Origin of the sequence: Micromonospora sp. DT43 (genome assembly GCF_049841645.1) — a bacterium.
Taxonomy (GTDB): domain Bacteria; phylum Actinomycetota; class Actinomycetes; order Mycobacteriales; family Micromonosporaceae; genus Micromonospora.
In genome coordinates this window covers 394,343-411,962 of the sequence record NZ_JBNCKR010000002.1, presented here as the reverse complement: position 1 = coordinate 411,962, position 17,620 = coordinate 394,343, and the positions used below count along the sequence as shown (strand labels likewise).

General features: G+C 71.5%; 12 protein-coding genes. 8 read left to right on the top strand and 4 right to left on the bottom strand.

Annotation, left to right across the window (positions count from 1 at the left end; translation table 11 throughout):
- Positions 1–137: 137 nt before the first annotated feature.
- The 5 genes from ACLQ26_RS05955 (at position 138) to ACLQ26_RS05935 (ending at position 6,384) form a co-directional block, all read left to right on the top strand.
- Complete coding sequence (locus ACLQ26_RS05955) at positions 138–782, top strand: TetR/AcrR family transcriptional regulator (protein ID WP_425743456.1); 645 nt, start codon at positions 138–140, stop codon at positions 780–782.
- A gap of 125 nt (positions 783–907) precedes the next feature.
- Positions 908–2,017, top strand: a complete 1,110-nt coding sequence (locus ACLQ26_RS05950) for a DegT/DnrJ/EryC1/StrS family aminotransferase (RefSeq protein WP_425743455.1) — start codon at positions 908–910, stop codon at positions 2,015–2,017.
- Positions 2,014–3,042: a Gfo/Idh/MocA family protein gene (locus ACLQ26_RS05945; RefSeq protein ID WP_425743454.1), complete on the top strand. Its 1,029-nt coding sequence runs from the start codon at positions 2,014–2,016 to the stop codon at positions 3,040–3,042. Before ACLQ26_RS05950 ends, ACLQ26_RS05945 begins: the two co-directional genes overlap by 4 nt.
- Positions 3,039–4,718 (top strand): glycosyl transferase family 1, encoded by a 1,680-nt coding sequence (locus tag ACLQ26_RS05940; RefSeq protein ID WP_425743453.1) that lies wholly within the window; start codon positions 3,039–3,041, stop codon positions 4,716–4,718. The genes ACLQ26_RS05945 and ACLQ26_RS05940 overlap by 4 nt, the downstream gene beginning before the upstream one ends.
- A 46-nt stretch (positions 4,719–4,764) precedes the next feature.
- Positions 4,765–6,384: a glycosyltransferase family 4 protein gene (locus ACLQ26_RS05935; RefSeq protein ID WP_425743452.1), complete on the top strand. Its 1,620-nt coding sequence runs from the start codon at positions 4,765–4,767 to the stop codon at positions 6,382–6,384.
- 69 nt (positions 6,385–6,453) lie between these two features.
- Here ACLQ26_RS05935 and ACLQ26_RS05930 read toward each other — a convergent pair whose 3' ends face one another.
- The 4 genes from ACLQ26_RS05930 to ACLQ26_RS05915 form a co-directional block, all read right to left on the bottom strand.
- Positions 6,454–8,604 carry a glycosyltransferase family 1 protein gene (locus ACLQ26_RS05930; protein ID WP_425743451.1) on the bottom strand — a complete coding sequence of 717 codons (2,151 nt, stop codon included), beginning with the start codon at positions 8,602–8,604 and terminating at the stop codon, positions 6,454–6,456.
- Positions 8,601–10,040, bottom strand: coding sequence for a glycosyltransferase (locus tag ACLQ26_RS05925; RefSeq protein ID WP_425743450.1), 1,440 nt, complete (start codon positions 10,038–10,040; stop codon positions 8,601–8,603). Before ACLQ26_RS05925 ends, ACLQ26_RS05930 begins: the two co-directional genes overlap by 4 nt.
- A 162-nt stretch (positions 10,041–10,202) precedes the next feature.
- Positions 10,203–11,384, bottom strand: a complete 1,182-nt coding sequence (locus ACLQ26_RS05920; protein ID WP_425743449.1) for a hypothetical protein — start codon at positions 11,382–11,384, stop codon at positions 10,203–10,205.
- A 209-nt stretch (positions 11,385–11,593) separates the two neighbouring features.
- Entirely contained in the window at positions 11,594–12,694 is a 1,101-nt protein-coding gene (locus tag ACLQ26_RS05915; protein WP_425743448.1) for a hypothetical protein, read from the bottom strand.
- 332 nt (positions 12,695–13,026) lie between these two features.
- On the opposite strand from ACLQ26_RS05915, the gene ACLQ26_RS05910 reads away from it, so the two are divergent.
- From ACLQ26_RS05910 to ACLQ26_RS05900, 3 genes are read left to right on the top strand one after another with little or no spacing between them, the layout of a single operon-like run.
- On the top strand, positions 13,027–14,649 hold the full coding sequence (locus tag ACLQ26_RS05910) for a glycosyltransferase family 4 protein (protein ID WP_425743447.1): 1,623 nt from the start codon (positions 13,027–13,029) through the stop codon (positions 14,647–14,649).
- The gene (locus ACLQ26_RS05905) at positions 14,646–16,214 is read left to right on the top strand and encodes a glycosyltransferase family 2 protein (RefSeq protein ID WP_425743446.1); all 1,569 of its coding nucleotides are present in this window, start codon (positions 14,646–14,648) and stop codon (positions 16,212–16,214) included. Before ACLQ26_RS05910 ends, ACLQ26_RS05905 begins: the two co-directional genes overlap by 4 nt.
- Before the next feature lie 4 nt (positions 16,215–16,218).
- Entirely contained in the window at positions 16,219–17,502 is a 1,284-nt protein-coding gene (locus ACLQ26_RS05900; RefSeq protein ID WP_425743445.1) for a nucleotide sugar dehydrogenase, read from the top strand.
- Positions 17,503–17,620: the final 118 nt, after the last annotated feature.

The window sequence follows — 17,620 nt, the reverse complement described above, 5'->3', positions numbered from 1 at the left end:
ATGGGGAGCAATGAGGATGTGTCGCGGCGATGAAATCTAGCGTGGCCGGTGTCGGGAGGCCGCTCCGCTGCTGCGTGGAAGGTAGTGGAAAACACGTCGGGACGCAACCGTAGCGTCGTTGCGCTACATTGTCCCACGTGACGACCGAGAAGAGGCGTGCTCCCGCCGGTGCGGCCGTTCTTCGCGACGACATCACCACGGCCATCCGCCGAGCCGTCATGCAGGAACTGGCGCAGACCGGCTACGGCCGGTTCTCCGTCGAGGCGGTCGCCCGACGAGCCGGTGTCAGCAAGACGGCAATCTATCGGCGGTGGCGTTCGAAGCTGGAGCTGGTGCTCGACATGGTGAGCGCGGTCGCCGGGAAGAGGCTGCCGCTGCTCGACACCGGCAGCCTGCAGGGCGACGTCCAGCTGCTGCTCATGGTCGCCTCGGGGGCCCTTGGCCACCCGCTGGCCTCGCAGATCATTCCGGACCTGCTGGCCGAGGCGGCGCGCAACCCGCAGATCGCGGAGACCCTCCAGCGGGCGCTGCGCGACTACCAGGCCCGGATCGGGGACATGGTGGTCGGCCAGGCGGTCGACCGGGGAGAGCTGCCGGCCGGCACCGACCCGTCGGCGGCGATCGATCTGATCATCGGTCCGATCTACTGGCGGCTCGCGATCTCCCGGTCGCCGCTGGACACCACCGAGCTGACGAACATGGCTAACGCGATCGTGGCCGCGTTGCGGATAACATGTGCTGGTTTGGTGGAGAGTCAGGCCCCCAGAATGCCGGCCCAGTGACCGAGCCCGCACCCGACCATGCCGGCACGTGAACCTCGCGCCCGTACGAGTCGCCGCAGATTTCGACCGGCTAGTATCGCCATCCGAACCCCCGCCTGCACCGTCTAGACCCAGGAGGACCCCCCATGGCTGGGCAGAACCCAGACTTCATCGCACCGGCACGTCCGATCATCGGTGAGGCTGAGATCGAGGCGGCTGTGCGGGTGCTCCGCAGCGGAAAGGTGGTGCAGGGGCCCGAGGTGGCGGCGTTCGAGGAGGAGTTCGGCGAGCTCGTCGACGGTCGGCACTGCGTCGCCGTCAACTCCGGCACCTCGGCGCTCCAGCTGACCCTGATGGCGCTCGGGTTCGGCCCCGGCGACGAGGTCATCGTGCCCTCGTTCTCCTTCGCGGCCAGCGCCAACGCCGTCCGGCTGGTGGGTGCCGAGCCGGTCTTCGTCGACATCGAGGCGGGCAACTTCTGCGTCGACCCGGAGGCGGTCGCCGCGGCGATCACCCCGCGCACCGTCGCGATCATGCCGGTGCACCTCTACGGCCACCCCGCCGCGATGGACAGGATCATGGCCATCGCCGAGCAGCACGGCCTCGCCGTCGTCGAGGATGCCGCCCAGGCGCACGGGGCAAGCCTGCACGGCACCCCGGTCGGCGCCTTCGGCACCGCCGGCTGCTTCAGCTTCTACCCCACCAAGAACATGCACTCCCTGGAGGGCGGCATGATCAGCACCGCGGATGCCGGGCTCGCCCGCACCCTGCGGCTGCTGCGCAACCAGGGCATGGAGCAGCGCTACGCCAACGAGATCGTGGGCGCCAACATGCGGATGACCGACGTGGCGGCGGCCATCGGTCGGGTGCAGCTGACCCAGCTCGGCGAGTGGACCGAGCAGCGTCGCGCGAACGCGAAGTTCCTCGACTCCACCATCACCGGCCTGGTCACCCCGCCGGTGGCCGACGGCGCCCGGCACGTCTACCACCAGTACACGGTGCGCGCGCGGGGCAACCGGGACGCCACCCAGCAGCGCCTGACCGAGCTGGGTATCGGCAACGCCGTCTACTACCCGACGCCGATCCACCGGCTCAAGCCCTACCTCACCGAGGACGGCAAGCCCGGCCCGTGGGAGCTGCCGGAGACCGAGCGGGCCGCCGCCGAGGTGATCTCGCTGCCGGTGCACCCGTCGCTGACCCAGGCCGAGCTCGACCGGATCGCCGAAGGTGCGAACCTCGCCGGGGGTGCCCGATGAAGGAGCGGAGCAAGCTGCGCGCCGGCCTGATCGGCCTCGGCGCGATGGGTCGCAACCACGCCCGGGTGCTCTCCAACCTGGACGGTGTCGAGCTGGTCGGTGTCGTCGACCCGGCCGGCGACGTCACCGGTACGCTGCGGGCCCCGGTGGTCCCCGAGCTCGGTGACCTGTTGGCGATGGGCATCGACTACGCGGTGGTCGCCTGTCCGACCGCGCTGCACGAACGGGTCGGCCTGGAGTTGGCAGCCAACGGGGTGTGCGCGCTGATCGAGAAGCCGCTGGCCCAGTCGGTCGAGACGGCCACCCGGCTGGTCGAGGCGTTCGAGACCGCAGGTCTGGTCGCCGGCGTCGGTCACATCGAGCGCTACAACCCGGCGCTGCAGAGCCTGCGTGTCCGGCTGGAGGCCGGTGAGCTGGGCGAGGTATTCCAGGTCGTCACCCGGCGCCAGGGCCCGTTCCCGCACCGGATCGCCGACGTCGGCGTGGTGATGGACCTGGCCACCCACGACATTGATCTGACCGCGTGGGTGACCGGTCAGGAATACGCATCGGTCTCGGCACGAACGGTCTCCCGTAGTGGCCGGCTGCACGAGGACATGGTCGCCGTTGTCGGCCAGCTCGCCGACGGCACGATGGTCAATCACCTGGTCAACTGGCTGAGCCCGCTCAAGGAGCGGTCCACCGTGATCACCGGTGACAAGGGCTGCTTCGTCGCCGACACGCTCACCGCCGACCTCACCTTCTACGCCAACGGTGCCATCGACACCGAGTGGGAGGCGCTGCGCGCCTTCCGCGGCGTGGCCGAGGGCGACATGGTCCGCTACGCCATTCCGAAGCGGGAGCCGCTGCTCGTCGAGCACGAGCGGTTCCGTGACGCGGTCGAGGGCAAGGAGAGCGACATCGTCACCCTGCGGCAGGGTCTGCGTACCGTGCAGGTCGCGGCGGCGCTGCTGGAGTCGGCCTCCGACGGCAAGGTCCTGTCGGTCGTGCCCGGCGGCAGCGACGCGGAGCCTGCACTGCGATGAGCCCGGCGCCGGCTCGGCGGGTGGTCTCGGCGGTGCGGCGGCGGGTTCCCCGGCGGTTGCGTATTGCGCTCCGCCGTGCCGCCGTAGGGACGCGGCCCTTCCAGACCCCTTCGGTACGCGAGCTCTGTGAGCTACCCGCCGGTACGCCGCTGCTGGTGCACGCGGGCGGGGTCGCGGGCGACCGAGCGCTGGCCGGCGTCGTACGCGCCATGGCCCGGTTGCCCGAGTTCCACCTGGCGCTGGTCCGCGGCGAGGCGGAGCGGGCGGCCACCGAGGATCTGATCCGCCGGGCCGGCAAGGCCCGGCGGCGGATCCACGAGGTGCCGCGCCCGAGCACGATGACCGCGGCGTTCCTCGCCTCGGCGGACGTGGCCGTGTTCGGGTTCGCGCCGGACGCCGGTCTCGCGCTGCTCGACACCTACCTCGCCGCCGGGCTGCCCGTCGTCGCGGCGGACAGCCGGGCGGCCCGCGAGCACCTCGCCCGGCACCGGGCCGGAGACTTCTTCGCGCCCGGTTCGCTGCCCTCCTTCGCGAAGGCGGTGGATCGGGCCCGGCAGCGCGGGGACGCGCCGCCCGCACCGGACGAGCTGCCGGCCGCGCCGATCGAGGCCGGCACCCCGGGTCCCTGGCGGGCGCTCGGCGCCGGTCCGGTCCGGTTGGGGCTGGGCACGGCCAACTACGCCGGGCAACTCTCCGCCCTGGCGGTGGCGATCACCGCCGCGCGGGCGGACGTCGGCATCGAACTGGTGATGGCCAAGCCGCCGGCCACCTATCGCTACCCGGCCGACCGCTACCTGAACTACCCGGGCGAACACAGGCTCGACGTCCAGACGGAGCAGGCCCGCCGGGTGCTCGGCTGGTACACGCACCTGATCGTGGACGCGTTCCGCCCGGTGCTCGGCCGGGGCAACGGCGACGACATCTCCGCAGACCTGCCCGCGCTGCGCCGGGCCCGGCTCAAGGTCGCGTTGCTGGCGCACGGCAGCGAGATCCGCCATCCGGCCGCGCACCTGGAGCGGCATGCCGAGTCCGCGTTCCGGGACGCGGACTCCGAACTGCGCGAGCGGCTCACCACGGTGGCCGAGCGGAACCGGCGCACTGCCGAGGAGAGCGGCCTGCCGTTCTTCGTGACCACCCCCGACCTGCTGGACGACGTGCCGTTCGCCACCTGGGCGCCGCTGATCGTCGACGTGGACGCCTGGGCCTGCGACCGCCCGGTGCTGGAGCGCGCCCGGCCGGTGGTGCTGCACGCGCCGTCGAAGCGGTGGACCAAGGGAACCGACCGGCTCCTGCCGCGGTTGCAGGAGCTGGACGAGCGACGGATCATCGAGTTGCGCTTGGTGGAGGGTCTGCCGCACAACGAGATGCGTCGCCTTGTGCAGGACTGCGACATCATGGTCGACCAGTTGGTGATGGGCAGTTACGGCACCTTCTCCTGCGAGGGGATGGCCGCCGGCAAGGTCGTGGTGGCGTACGTCAGCGAAGGTCCGCACCGGGCGGCCGGCGTCTCGCCGCCGATCGCCAACGCCACTCCCAGCACCCTCGTCAAGACGATCGAGTCGCTGCTCGACGACCGGCCCGCCGCGGTCACCCTCGCCACGGAGGGCGCGCGTTACGTCCGCGCCCACCACGACGGGCGACGGACCGCCGAGGTTTTCGACGCCTTCCTCCGGTGACCCGCCACCACCCGTGCCCCACCCCGTCAACGAGGAGAAGCACCCGATGCAAGCTGGCCCGAAGAGCGATGCCCGACCGACCCGGCGACGGGTGGTGATGCTGGTCGACAACGGGGTCCACGGCGACTCCCGGGTGCAGAAGGCCGCGCGGTCGGCGGCGGACGCCGGCTGGGAGGTCGTTCTCCTCGGCATCCGCAACCCACGCTCTGAGGCGGACAGCTGGCGGATCGGCGATGCGGAGGTGCGGCTGCTGCGCGTGCCCAAGCCGCTGCACCGGCTGCCCCGGGAGTACCGCCGGTCGCTGCGCCGGCCGCTGGCGTACGCGTCGACCACCGAGGCCGCCTACCGGGTCCAGGAGATCAAGGCCTGGAAGGCCGACCTCTACGAGCGCCGGGTCCGCGTCCAGGCCCTCGGCGGTGGGCTTTCCCGGCCGGTGAGGCGGGCGGCCCAGCTGCCGTCCCGCGCCGCAGCCACGGCGCTGGCCCGATGGGTACGGTTCCGCAGCGGGGAGACCCGTCGCCTGCGCAAGGTCCAGGCCGACCCCGAGGCTCCGCTCACCCGGCTGCCCGTCCGGTTCTGGCAGGGCCTGCTGGGCAACCGCGCCTGGCGTCGGCTGGACCCGGGCCTGTGGGACTTCGAGCTGGCCTTCCGGACCGCGCTCGACGAGCTGAAGCCGGACATCATCCACGCCAACGACTTCCGGATGCTCGGCATCGGGGCCCGGGCGAAGCTGCGGGCGCGGGCCGCCGGCCGCAACACCAAGCTGGTCTGGGACGCACACGAGTTCGTGGGTGGCATCACCGGCCGTGCCGACAACCCGCGCTGGCTGCCGGCCCAGATCGCCTACACGGCCGAGTACGCCGCCTACCCGGACGCGGTAGTGACGGTCTCCGACACCCTGGCCGACCTGCTCCAGGAGACCCATGCCCTGCCCGAGCGGCCGGCTGTGGTGCTCAACGCGCCGATGGCCCCGCCGGCCGAGGCCGACGGTGACGTGCCGGACCTGCGGACGCTGTGTGGCGTCGACGACCGGACGCCGCTGCTTGTCTACTCGGGCGCGGTGAATCCGAGCCGGGGCTGCCAGATCATGGTGGAGGCGCTGCCGGAGTTGCCCGACGTGCACGTCGCGTTCGTGACGATCAACCCGAATGGTGACAACCAGTTCTCCGAGGCGTTGCGGGAGCGGGCCGTCGAGCTGGGCGTCGCCGACCGCGTGCACCTGCTGCCGTACGTGCTGCACTGGCAGGTGGTGCCGTTCCTGTCCGGCGCGGACGCCGGGGTCATCCCGATCCACCACAAGCCCAACCACGAGCTGGCGCTGATCACGAAGTTCCTGGAATACGCGCATGCCCGCCTGCCCATCGTGGTCAGTGACGTGAAGACCATGGCGCAGACCGCGCGGGTCACCGGTCAGGGTGAGGTGTTCACCGCGGAGGACCTGACCGACTACGCCCGGGCGGTGCGCGCCGTGCTCGCCGACCCGAAGCGTTACCGGGCCGCCTACGACAAGCCCGGCCTGCTGGACGCATGGACGTGGGAGGCCCAGGCCCGGATCCTCGACGAGCTGTACAGCTCGCTGCTGGACACGCCCCAAACCCCTGGGACGCGTCCTCCGTCGGGCCGGCGGCCCGAGGTCGAGCGGGAGTTCGCGAGAACCTCGCACTGACGTGGACAGACGACTCGGCCGGCTCCCCTCCAGGGCAGCCGGCCGAATCGTTCTCTGCTGATCCGCCGGTCAGTCGGCCGTGGCCGGAGGCTCCAGCAGCAGCCGGTCGAAGTCCTTCTGCGTGACCGACCAGTCCCAGGTGCTCAGCACGTGCGCCGCCGCCGCCCGGCCCGCCTCGCGCCAGACCTCCTCGGACGCGGTGAGGGCCAGGATCCGCTCGGCGGCCTCTTCCGGTGTACCGACGACCCAGTCGCTGGGGAAGAGGGTCCGGGCGCTGTGTGGGCGGCCGGCGAAGAACGGCCAGTCGCGTACCACAGGCACGGCGCCGCTGGCCGCGCCCTCGACGAGCGCGCAGTGGAAGCTCTCCCGCAGCGAGGTGCTGAGGATGACCCCGACGTCGGTGAGCGCGCCGGGGACGTCGTCGGTGCGGCCGAACCGCACGACGGCGCCGGACGACTCCAGCTCGGCCAGTTCGGCGTCGAGTTCCCGGACGTACGCCTTGATCGCCGGGCTGAGCTCCGGGTTGAGGGCGTCGCCGATCAGCTTGAGGCGGTACCGCTCGTCCCGTCGACGCAGCTCCCGTAGCACCTCCAGGGCCCAGCGCGGGTCCTTGGCCAGCGAACTCAAGCCGACCAGCCCGAGGGTGAACCGGCTGTCGGCGGAGACCTTGGGCGCTACGTACCGGTGCAACTCCATCGCGTTGTTGATCATGTGCGTGCGGGGCCCCTGCGAGGCGCGCAGTCGCGGCACCGCGGCCAGCGCCAGGTCGCGGAGGTGCTCGGAGACGAAGACCAGGTCGTCCACCCGGGACCAGTCGGTCAGGTGCGGCCACCAGCTGAACGCCTCGAAGCTGTGCAGGCGGACGACGACCCGGGTCGTGCCCGGGTCGATCATTGTCAGCATCGCCGCCCCGAGGTTGCACCAGTCCACAAAGACCGTGTCCGCCCAGTCGAGGTGGGGACCCCACGCCTCCTGGACCTCCCCGGCCCGCTTGGAGCTGCCGGCGAGCATGTGGTGCACCACGTTCGTGCGCCCATTGCTGAGCACCGGGAGGATCGATTCCTCCATCAGGTTCAGCCGGCGCACCTCGACCCCGGGCATCGCCTCGTAGCGTTCGAGGATCGGCCCGAGGAAGTTGTCGTTCAACCCGGTGAAGAAGAGCATCCGGTGCGGCCGGCCGGCCGGCGGGAACGCCGCCGGGCTCTGCCGGCCGCGCGGCGTCGCCATCGCGCGGCCGGCCTCGCTGTTGTGCAGCGGCGCGAGGAACCCCTCCGGATCCTCGGCCAGCGGCGAGGTGGTGCCGTCGAATTGCACGATCCGGTGGAACATCAGGTTGAAGGCGCGCAGCACGTGCGGCGCTGCCTTGCCCGGGTTCCGCTTCTTGAGGAAGCCGTCCGCGAGCTTGAGCTGACCTCGCACCACTGTCATCAGGTGCTCGGGCACCTTGCCCTGGCTCAGCTCCGCGTCGACGATCGGGCCGAGGAGCTGCCCCCTGGTCGTCGGGCTCTTCAGGCGGCCCTGGGCCGCCAATGCCAGCCGCTTCGCGCTGGTGGCGTGGCCGGACTTGAGCATGTTGCCGGTGACTCGCCGGGCGATCTTGCCCCGGTGCCGTTCCGGCAGACCGGGCGCCGTGACGGCCCCCTGCCAGAACCAGCGCACCGGACCGAGCTTCATGGCCCTCTTCCCGGTGCTCATCTCGAACACCCGCTTCGCCAGGTCGACGGTCTGGCTGCGGGTGGCGCTCGCCAGCACGGCCGGGGCGGGGCCGGCGGTGTTGAGCCGGGGACGGCGGTAGCGCGCCGGGTCGGCGGACCGCTTTTCCACGGCCCGCAGTGCGGGGGCGATGCCGTAGACGGCGTCGGCCCGTCGGTAGCGCTGGGCGAGCTGCCAGACGGTGTGCAGGGCTTGCGCGTCCAGAGCGACCAGGACGTCCGCCCGCTTGGCGTGCCGGCGGACCCACGGGTCGCGCTGCGCGCGCAGCCACGGGCGCCGGGCCGGGTTCGCCCGTTTGACCATCCGGCCGAACCTCGGGCCCAGCTCCGTGGAGGTGGGCAGCAGGTGCACCTCGGCCAGCTCGGTGGCCGCCGGGATGTTCTCCCCCGGGTCAAAGGTCGTGGCCACCCGCACGGTGACGCCCTTGGCGCGGAACTGCTCGAGCGCGTCGGTCAGGACCGCCACCCGTCCGGGGACGGTGCCCATAACCATCAGGACCTCGATCATGACCTACCTTCTTGGGCCAGGACGCGTGCGCGGGCGGGAGAGGGCTGCGGGGCGGCCGGTCCGCCGACGCCCAGCACCAGCTCGGTGACCTCACGGACGGCGGGGATGAGCTGCTCCTCGCGGGCGTACTGCCGCGCCTCGGCGCGGGCCTTATCCCGCTCCGCCACGTCGGCGGTACGGGCCATCGCGGCGGCCCGCCGTAGGGCGCTCGCCAGCTCGGCCGGGTCCAGCCCGACCGCGCCGGTCCAGAGCGGGTACGTGGAGAGCACAGTGGAGGCGTCGTGGTCGGCCTCGTGGGCGGAGACCACCGGCAGGCCGGTCGCCATGTACTCGTACACCTTGCCGGAGGTCATGTAGCGGCCGCCGGTCACCATCAGCACCACCGCGTCCCAGCGCGAGTAGAGGTCGACCACCTCGGCCTTGGGCACCGAACCGCCGACCAGCACGCCGTCGACGGCGGCGGCCCTGAGCAGTTCGGCGTGCGCGTTGTCACCGCGCGCCCACGCGGCGCCGATGTGGCCCCGCACCTCGAAGCGGGCGTCGGCCAGCGCCGGATCCTCCGCGCGCGCCGTCCGCCAGCCCTCGAGGACGGCTTTCAGCAGTGGCACGGGCAGGTTCAGCGCGCCGAGGTAGCCGAAGGTCAGCGGCCGGTCCGGCGGGGCGGGACGCACCTGGGCCGGGATGCTGGCCGCGTCGTAGCCGTTGCGCACGACTCGCATCTTGTGCGCCAGCTCGGGGTAGCGCTCCCGGTACCAGCGGGAGATCGGCTCGTTCACGTTCCAGATGGCCACGGCGTTGGTGAGCAGCTTGATCTCCCACTGCCCGGAGACCGACTCCCGGGTGAACGCCTCACCGTTGTTGATCACGTCGACGGACCAGCCGTCGCGGAAGTCCACCACGTACGGCACCCGGTGGGTCTCCCACAGCTTCCAGGTCGCCGACAGGTTGACGTACGGGGCGCAGGTGGTCACCAGCAGGTCGACGTGCCGCTCCCGGTGGATCTGCAGCAGGGCCTTCTCCAGCGCGGGACGCCATCCGCCGAAGACCGGCTCAGGGAAGACCTTGAGGTTCTGCTTGCGCAGGTCGGCCAGGTAGTCCTTGTGAGCCAGGGCACGCTGCTCGGTGAACGAGCGGATGTCGGTCTCCAGGTCGTCCCGGAACAGGGGCAGCTTCACCACCCGGACGCTGGGGTCCACCCCCTGGGAGAGGGTGTGGTCGAGCCCGTACTCCCGTTCCCAGGCCTCGTCCGCGATGGTGACTGCGGTCACGTCCCAACCCGCGGCGGCGAACTGGTTCGCCGTCTCCCGCATCCGGTAGGCGCAGCTCTTGGCCGCCGGCGGGAAGCCGATCGCGAGGTAGACCATGTGCGGTCGGGTCCCGGACCGTCGCGGCCGGGGGAGTTTCAACGAGTCCCAGAGAGTTCGCCCGTTGTTCATCGATTCCGATCCTGGGGAGTGGGAGAAGGCCGCGTCGTGGCCAGGGTGGAAAGGGTCAGGTGGCCCGGCCGGGCGGCGACGAGGTCGGACGACCATCGGACAGAGCGCGGACACCACAATAACGCCGTCCCATGGACGGGGCCGCCGACGCCCTCGCGCCGTCTACGGTGAACTGCGCCAGACGATCAGCAGATAGCCGCCGAAGTAGGCGGACATGAGGGCCAGCAGGGTCAGTATGGCGACCGCTCGTGCCCGCGCGGCCTTCGCGAACGCCACCGCCACCGGGATCAGCAGCGGGAATGCCGGCAACAGGAAACGTGCCTTGGAGTGGTAGTAGCCCGCGGCACCGAGCGTGGTGACCAGCAGCAGGCCGCTGTAGAGCAGCAACTGCCACGGCTGCCGGTCGATCAGGCTCAGCACGAAGAGCGTGATCGCCAGCACCGCGACAAGCGTGACGGTGTAGAACTCCAGGGCGGACGCCTCGGTGAGCACCAACCGGCCCCGCCGCAGGGTGTCGACCCCGAAGTCGAAGCTGGTCCCCCAACCGGCGTCCTGGATGTGGAACCAGCCGTCGGGCCTGCCGGTCTGCACGCCGACCCAGGCCAGGTAGCCAACCCAACCAGCGGGCGCGAGCACCATGGCGACCCAGGGGCGCCAGCCGTCCCGCCGCCGGACGGCGGCGATGAGCGCGGCGAGTCCGACCACCGCGATCAGCGACGATGCCGTCGGCCGGGTCAACCCGGCGAAGAGGCAGAGCGCGCCCGCGGTGAGCCAGCGCTCGCGCAGCAGGGCGTACAGGGTCCAGGCGGCCAGCGCGGTGAACAGACCCTCGCTGTACGACATCGTCTGGACGATGCTGTGCGGTAGCAGTCCCCAGAGCACCGCGAGCATGATCCCGACCCGCCGACCGTGCAGCAGGTTGCCGACGGCAAACAGCCCCCAGGCGGCGGCGAGCGCCGCGATCCAGGCCAGCGCGAGTGCGGTCTTGCGGAAGTCGAGAGGGGTGAGCGGCTCCAGAGCGGCGGTCAGGCCGGGATAGAGCGGGAAGAAGGCCATGTTGCTCTGCAGCCGCTGATAGCCGTCGTAACCGTGCTGCGCGATCGCGAGGTACCAGTTGCCGTCGGCCCTGGTGAGCAGGCCTTCGGTGCTGCGGCTGGGGGAGGCCCAGAGATAGAGGGTCAGCCCTCCGAGAACGCGGACCGCGGCGTAGGCGCCGAGCGCGGGCAGCGCGTACCGGGCGCTGGCGAGCACCCGGCGGGCCCGGCTGTCAGGGGCCGACGGGATCTCGTCAGCTGTCGAGTCCGTCGCCGGCGGCCGGCGCTCGCCGGTCGTCACCACGTCCATGTCTGGTCCTGTCTGCGCACGCTCGGGCCGGTACATCCACCGGGAAGAAGGAAGCAGGCGGTGGTGGGAACACAGCGGCCAACCCTAGCGGATTTTGTCCGGTACCTCGTCCCTCGAGGCCGTCCGATGCCGGGCCTGTACCGAGCGTGGCATCGGGCACCGCGTGCCGGTGCCCGCGGACGGCCCCGTACGACCGGAGACGCGTCGGGCTAGGGCGAGCGGCGCCACACCAGGAGCAGGTAGCCGCCGAAGTAGGCGGACATGATCATCAGGGCGGTGATCACGGTGGCCGCCCGGGCCCAGCCGGCCCGGGCCAACGCCACTGCGGGCGGGATCAGCAGCGGAAACGCCGGGAGCAGGAACCGGGCCTTGGAGTGGTAGTAGCCGGCCGCGCCGAGCGTGGTGACCAGCAGCAGGCCGCTGTAGAGCAGCAGTTGCCAGGGCTGCCTGTCGAGCACGCTCAGCACGAAGAGCAGGATCGCCAGGCCCACTATGAGCGTCACCATGTAGACCTCCAGCGCCGACGCCTCGCTCAGCACCGTCTGACCCCGCTGCAGGGTGTCGACACCGAAGTCGAAGGTGGTGCCCCACCCGGCGTCCTGGATGTGGAACCAGCCGTCGGGCCGGCCGGTCTCCGAGCCGACCCAGGCCAGGTAGCCCAGCCAGCCGAGGGGTGCCAGGATCATGGCGGCCCAGGGGTGCCAGCCGTGGCGCCGCTTGATGACGGCGATGAGCGCGGCCAGCCCGACGACGCCGATCAGCGACGACCCGGTCGGACGGGTGAGGCCGGCGAGCAGGCAGAGCACGCCCGCGGTGAGCCAGCGATCGCGCAGCAGCGCGTAGAGCGTCCAGGCCGCGAGGGCCGTGAACAGGCCCTCGCTGTACGACATCGACTCGACGATGCTGTGCGGAAGCACTCCCCAGAGCGCCGCGACCAGGATCCCGACCCGCCGACCGTGCAGCAGGTTGCCGACGGCGAACAGCCCCCAGGCGGCGGCGAGCGCCGCACCCCAGGCCACGACGAGCGCGGTCTTGGTGTGGTCGAACGGGCTGAGCGGTTCCAGCAGAGCCAAGACGCCGGGGTAGAGCGGAAAGAAAGCCATGTTGCTCTGCAGCTTTTCGTACCCGTCGTAGCCGTGTTGGGCAATCCAGAGGTAGTAGGTGCCGTCGAACCGGGTGAGCAGGCTCTCCGGGCTGCGGTTGGTGGCGCGGGCCCAGATGTAGAGCGTGAGCCCGCCGACCACGCGGGTCGCCGCGTACGCGACCAGGGCCGGCAGGGCCAGCTGGAAGGCGGCGCGGATCCGGAGCATGGCCCCCTCCCGGGGCGCCGGCGTCTCGGCAGGGCCGTGTTCCGTCGTCGACGGGCGGCGTTCGTCGGTCGTCACCACGTCCAATTTCGTCCTGTCTATGTCTACGCTGAGGCGGGTGATCGGTCGGGCGCGGACGGATCCGGCGCCACCCCCGGAAGTGGCCCCGCGCGCGGCACGGCGGTGACCGGTCGTCGATCAGGATGCAGGTTAGCAACCGACTCGGTTCAAGCGGGGACACCCGAGCGCCGCGCGGGCGGGTACCACGCCTGAGGTGTCGTAGACTCGCTCGGGTCCCGCGGGCGCGGTGCTGGCTGACACGGAAACGGGCAGGAATGGGATCTGACGGCACGACCGCAGCGGTGGCCACCCGGGGACGGGTCGTCATGCTTGTGGACAACGGGGTCATCGGTGACTCGCGGGTACAGAAGGCGGCTCGGTCCGCCGCCGACGCCGGCTGGGAGGTCGTCCTGCTCGGGCGGGCGCCCGCCGGGGGGCAGGCGCAGAGCTGGCGACTCGGTGCCGCCGAGGTTCGGCTGATCCCGATGCCGGAGCCGCTGGCCAAGCGTCGACACGAATTCCGACGCGCACTGCTGCGCGCGCCGCTGGCCTACCCGCCGAGCGGGATCGGCGCCCATCGTGCCCAAGCCGTGAAGGCCTGGCGTGCCGACCTGCAGGTCCGCCGCGCCGCCTTGACGCTGGCCGCCCGCGACGGCGGTCGCGTCCCGTCGCTGGCCTGGCCGACGCTGCGGTTCGAGGAGAAGTTCTCGACCCTGGTCCGTCTCTGGGTGTCGCTGCGCAACCGGGAGCTGACCCGGGCCCGTCGTGGCCGCAAGCTGACCAGCCCCTGGGACCGGGCGTACACGCTCTTCTGGCAGAGGCTGCGCGGCGGCGGCGCGTGGCGCCGGCTGGAGCCGGGCCTGTGGGACTACGAGCTGGCCTTCGGCCCGGTCGTGGACGAGCTGGCACCGGATCTCATCCACGCCAACGACTTCCGGATGATCGGCGTCGGGGCCCGCGCCAAGATCCGTGCTGCCGCCAAGGGGCGTCGGATCGCGCTGCTGTGGGACGCCCACGAATACCTGCCCGGCGTGCAGCCGTGGCGCGACAACGCCCGGTGGCTGCCGGGGAACGTCGCCCACGAGCGGGAGTTCGTACCGTACGCGGACGCCACCATGACCGTCTCGGGCGGCTTGGCCGACCTGCTGCAACGCGAACACGGGCTGGCGGAGCGCCCCGCGGTGGTGCTCAACGCGCCGACCCTGGAGACGCAACCGGCGGACTCCGCCGAGCCGGTACCGGACATCCGGGCGCTCTGCGGGATCGGCCCGGGCACGCCGCTGCTTGTCTACAGCGGGGTGGCCGCGGCCAAGCGCGGGCTCGGGGTGATGGTCGAGGCGCTGCCGCGGCTGCCCGAGGCGCACGTCGCGTTCGTGGTCAACAAACCCCAGTCGGCGTACGTCAAGGGCCTCCTCCGCCGCGCCGAGGAGCTCGGGGTGGCAGGGCGGGTGCACCTGCTGCCGTACGTGCCGCATCACCAGGTGGTGCCGTTCCTGTCGGGCGCGCAGGTCGGGGTGATCCCGATCCAGCACTGGCCGAACCACGAGATCGCCCTGATCACGAAGTTTTTCGAGTATTCACACGCCGGGCTGCCGTTGGTCGTCTCCGACGTGCGGACGATGGCGGAGACTGTCCGCGAGACTGGCCAGGGCGAGGTGTTCGAGGCCGAGGACGTTGCCGACTTCGTCCGGGCGGTCACCGCGGTGCTCGCCGACCCGGCGCGCTACCGTGCCGCGTACGACCGGCCCGGGTTGCTGGCCGGCTGGACCTGGGAGGCGCAGGCAGAGGTGCTGGACGACGTTTACTCTCGGCTGTTGCCCGGCGCGCCTCCGCGCCCGATGTCCGCCCGCGACACCTCCACCGCCGCCGAACAGACAGTGGTGGAGGTCGGGGCGTGAGCCAACCCGACGTGACGGTGGTGGTTGCCGTCTACAACACCATGCCGTACCTGACCGCCTGCCTGGATTCGCTTGTCGGGCAGACCATCGGGCTGGACCGCCTCGAAGTCGTAGCGGTCGACGACGGCTCCACCGACGGCAGCGGCGCCGAGCTGGACCGCTACGCGAAGCGGTACCCGGATACGGTCCGGGTGCTGCGCCAGGCCAACTCCGGCGGTCCGGCGGTGCCGAGCAACCGCGCCCTGGACCACGCCCGCGGCCGGTACGTCTTCTTCATCGGCTCCGACGATCATCTCGGCCCGGAGGCCCTGGAACGCCTGGTGGACGCCGCCGACCGGTGGGGCTCCGACGTGGTGCTCGGTCGGATGGTCGGCGCCAACAAGCGCTACGTGCACCAGGCCGTCTACGCCGAGACCCGGGAGCAGGTCGATCTCGTCGGCAGCGCGCTGCCCTGGTCGCTGTCGAACACCAAGCTGTTCCGGCGGGACCTGATCGAACGGCACGGGCTGCGCTTCCGTACCGACATGCCGATGGGCAGCGACCAGCCGTTCACACTGGAGGCCTGCGTCCGCGCGAACAAGGTCTCCGTCCTCGGGGACTACGAGTACTACTACGCGGTCAAGCGGCACAACGCGCAGAACATCACCTACGCCAGCCGCTTCGAGGAGCGGCTGCGCTGCGCCGAGGAGCTGGTCGGCTTCGTCGCCGGCCTGCTCGAGCCCGGACCGCGGCGGGACGCGGTCCTGCTGCGTCACTTCAGCTGGGAGGTGGCGAAGCTCCTCCAGGCGGAGCTGCTCGACCTCGGCGCCGACGTCCAGGAGCGCGTCCACGACCGGATCCGCAAGTTGGTCGAGGGGTACCTCACCGACGACATCCTGGCGCGGTTGGCCCCCGATCTGCGGCTGCGGCTGGTCGTCGCCCGCGACGCCGAACTGGAGCGGCTGCGTGAGCTGATCCGGCAGCAGTCCGAGAGGACGCCACCGGAGATCACCATCGAGGGCGATCGCTGGTACGCGCACTATGTCGGCTTCCGTGACCCGTCGCTCGGCTACCCGGACGAGTGGTACGACATGACCGACGGCTCCGCGAAGGTGCTGGCCACGCTCACCGCGACCCGGCTGGCCTGGGGACGGGACGCCGCAGGCGCGCGATTCCTGGTGGTGACCGCGCAGAGCCGCTGGGCGGAGCTGGCCGACCTGCCCGCCGAGGCACTCCGGATCAGTGCCGGGGAGGTGGTCGGCGTGACATCCGTCACCGCCGGTGCGCCCGGTACCGTCGTACGGACGGCCTTCGCGGTGGACCGGCTGCTCGCGGCCGTGCCGCTCGACGGCGGACGCGAGACGGTACGGGCCGAGGTGAGCACTCCGGCCGGGGTCGGTTCCGCACCGTTGCGGACCGACCGCCGGGTCGGCGCGCCCCGCCTGCTCACCCGCCACGGCGTCCGGTTGCACCTCGTCACGCCGACCACGAACCACAAGGGCCAGGTGATCATCGCGATCACGCCGGTAACCACCGGTCGGTTCCTTGCCCGTCTGCGCCGAATCTGGCCCTCTGGAGGAAAGTAGTTTCATGAACATCTGCGTCGTCGCGCTCGGAAAGATCGGCCTTCCGCTCGCCGTGCAGTTCGCCTCGAAGGGGCACCGGGTGATCGGTGCCGACGTTTCCGAGCGGGTCGTCCAGCTCGTCAACGATGGTGCCGTGCCGTTCCCCGGCGAGGCCGACCTGGACGTGAAGCTGAAGGAGGTGGTGGCCGCCGGGCTGCTGTCGGCCACCACCGACACCGCCGCCGCGGTCGCCGACTCCGAGGCCGTCGTCGTGGTGGTGCCGCTCTTCGTGGACGCGGAGGGCGTACCGGACTTCGGTTGGATGGACGACGCCACCCGGGCCATCGCCCGCGGCCTCAAGCCGGGCACCCTGGTGAGCTACGAGACGACCCTGCCGGTCGGCACCACCCGCAGCCGTTGGGCGTCGATGCTCCAGGAAGGCTCCGGCCTCACCGCCGGCACGGACTTCCACCTGGTCTTCAGCCCGGAGCGGGTGCTCACCGGGCGGGTCTTCGCCGACCTGCGCCGCTACCCGAAGCTGGTCGGTGGCATCGACGAGGCGTCCGCCGCGCACGGCGTGCGCTTCTACGAGGCGGTCCTCGACTTCGACGAGCGTCCCGACCTGGAGCGCCCGAACGGGGTGTGGGACCTGGGCTCGGCCGAGGCGTCCGAGCTGGCCAAGCTGGCCGAGACGACCTACCGGGACGTCAACATCGGCCTGGCGAACCAGTTCGCCCGCTTCGCCGACACCGTGGGCGTCGACGTCACCAAGGTCATCGAGGCGTGCAACACCCAGCCGTACAGCCACATCCACTCGCCGGGCATCGCCGTCGGCGGGCACTGCATCCCGATCTACCCGCGGATGTACCTCTGGAACGACCCGGCCGCCACAGTCGTCCGCTCGGCCCGGGAGGCCAACGCGGCCATGCCGGAGTACGCGGTCGACCTGCTCGCCGCCGCGTACGGGGACCTGACCGACGTGGGCGTCCTGGTGTTGGGAGCGGCCTACCGGGGTGGAGTCAAGGAGACCGCCTTCTCCGGCGTCTTCCCGACCGTCGAGGCGCTGCGCCAGCGGGGCGCCAAGCCGTACGTCTCGGACCCGATGTACACCAACGAGGAATTGGTGGCGCACGGCCTGCCGGCGTACGACGGTGAGCCGCTCGGTGCCGCGGTCATCCAGGCCGACCACGCGGAGTACCGCAGTCTCGCCCCGGCCGATCTGCCCGGCGTGACCGTTCTGGTGGACGGTCGGCGGGTCACCGATCCGGCTCGCTGGGCCGGCGTCCGCCGGGTGGTCATCGGCGGCTGATCCCCACCCGTCCGCTCCGGGCCCCGACCGTTCCGCGGCCGGGGCCCGTTGTGCACGGCGTCGGCAGCCCTCGACGCCGCGCTGATTAGAGCCAGGGAACGGGCCGATGCCTGACGGG

Coding starts and splice junctions, on each gene's coding strand:
- ACLQ26_RS05950 (WP_425743455.1), top strand. CDS start 908: ATGGCTGGGCAGAACCCAGACTTCATCGCACCGGCACGTCCGATCATC.
- ACLQ26_RS05945 (WP_425743454.1), top strand. CDS start 2,014: ATGAAGGAGCGGAGCAAGCTGCGCGCCGGCCTGATCGGCCTCGGCGCG.
- ACLQ26_RS05940 (WP_425743453.1), top strand. CDS start 3,039: ATGAGCCCGGCGCCGGCTCGGCGGGTGGTCTCGGCGGTGCGGCGGCGG.
- ACLQ26_RS05935 (WP_425743452.1), top strand. CDS start 4,765: ATGCAAGCTGGCCCGAAGAGCGATGCCCGACCGACCCGGCGACGGGTG.
- ACLQ26_RS05930 (WP_425743451.1), bottom strand. CDS start 8,604: ATGATCGAGGTCCTGATGGTTATGGGCACCGTCCCCGGACGGGTGGCG.
- ACLQ26_RS05925 (WP_425743450.1), bottom strand. CDS start 10,040: ATGAACAACGGGCGAACTCTCTGGGACTCGTTGAAACTCCCCCGGCCG.
- ACLQ26_RS05920 (WP_425743449.1), bottom strand. CDS start 11,384: ATGGACGTGGTGACGACCGGCGAGCGCCGGCCGCCGGCGACGGACTCG.
- ACLQ26_RS05915 (WP_425743448.1), bottom strand. CDS start 12,694: ATGCTCCGGATCCGCGCCGCCTTCCAGCTGGCCCTGCCGGCCCTGGTC.
- ACLQ26_RS05910 (WP_425743447.1), top strand. CDS start 13,027: ATGGGATCTGACGGCACGACCGCAGCGGTGGCCACCCGGGGACGGGTC.
- ACLQ26_RS05900 (WP_425743445.1), top strand. CDS start 16,219: ATGAACATCTGCGTCGTCGCGCTCGGAAAGATCGGCCTTCCGCTCGCC.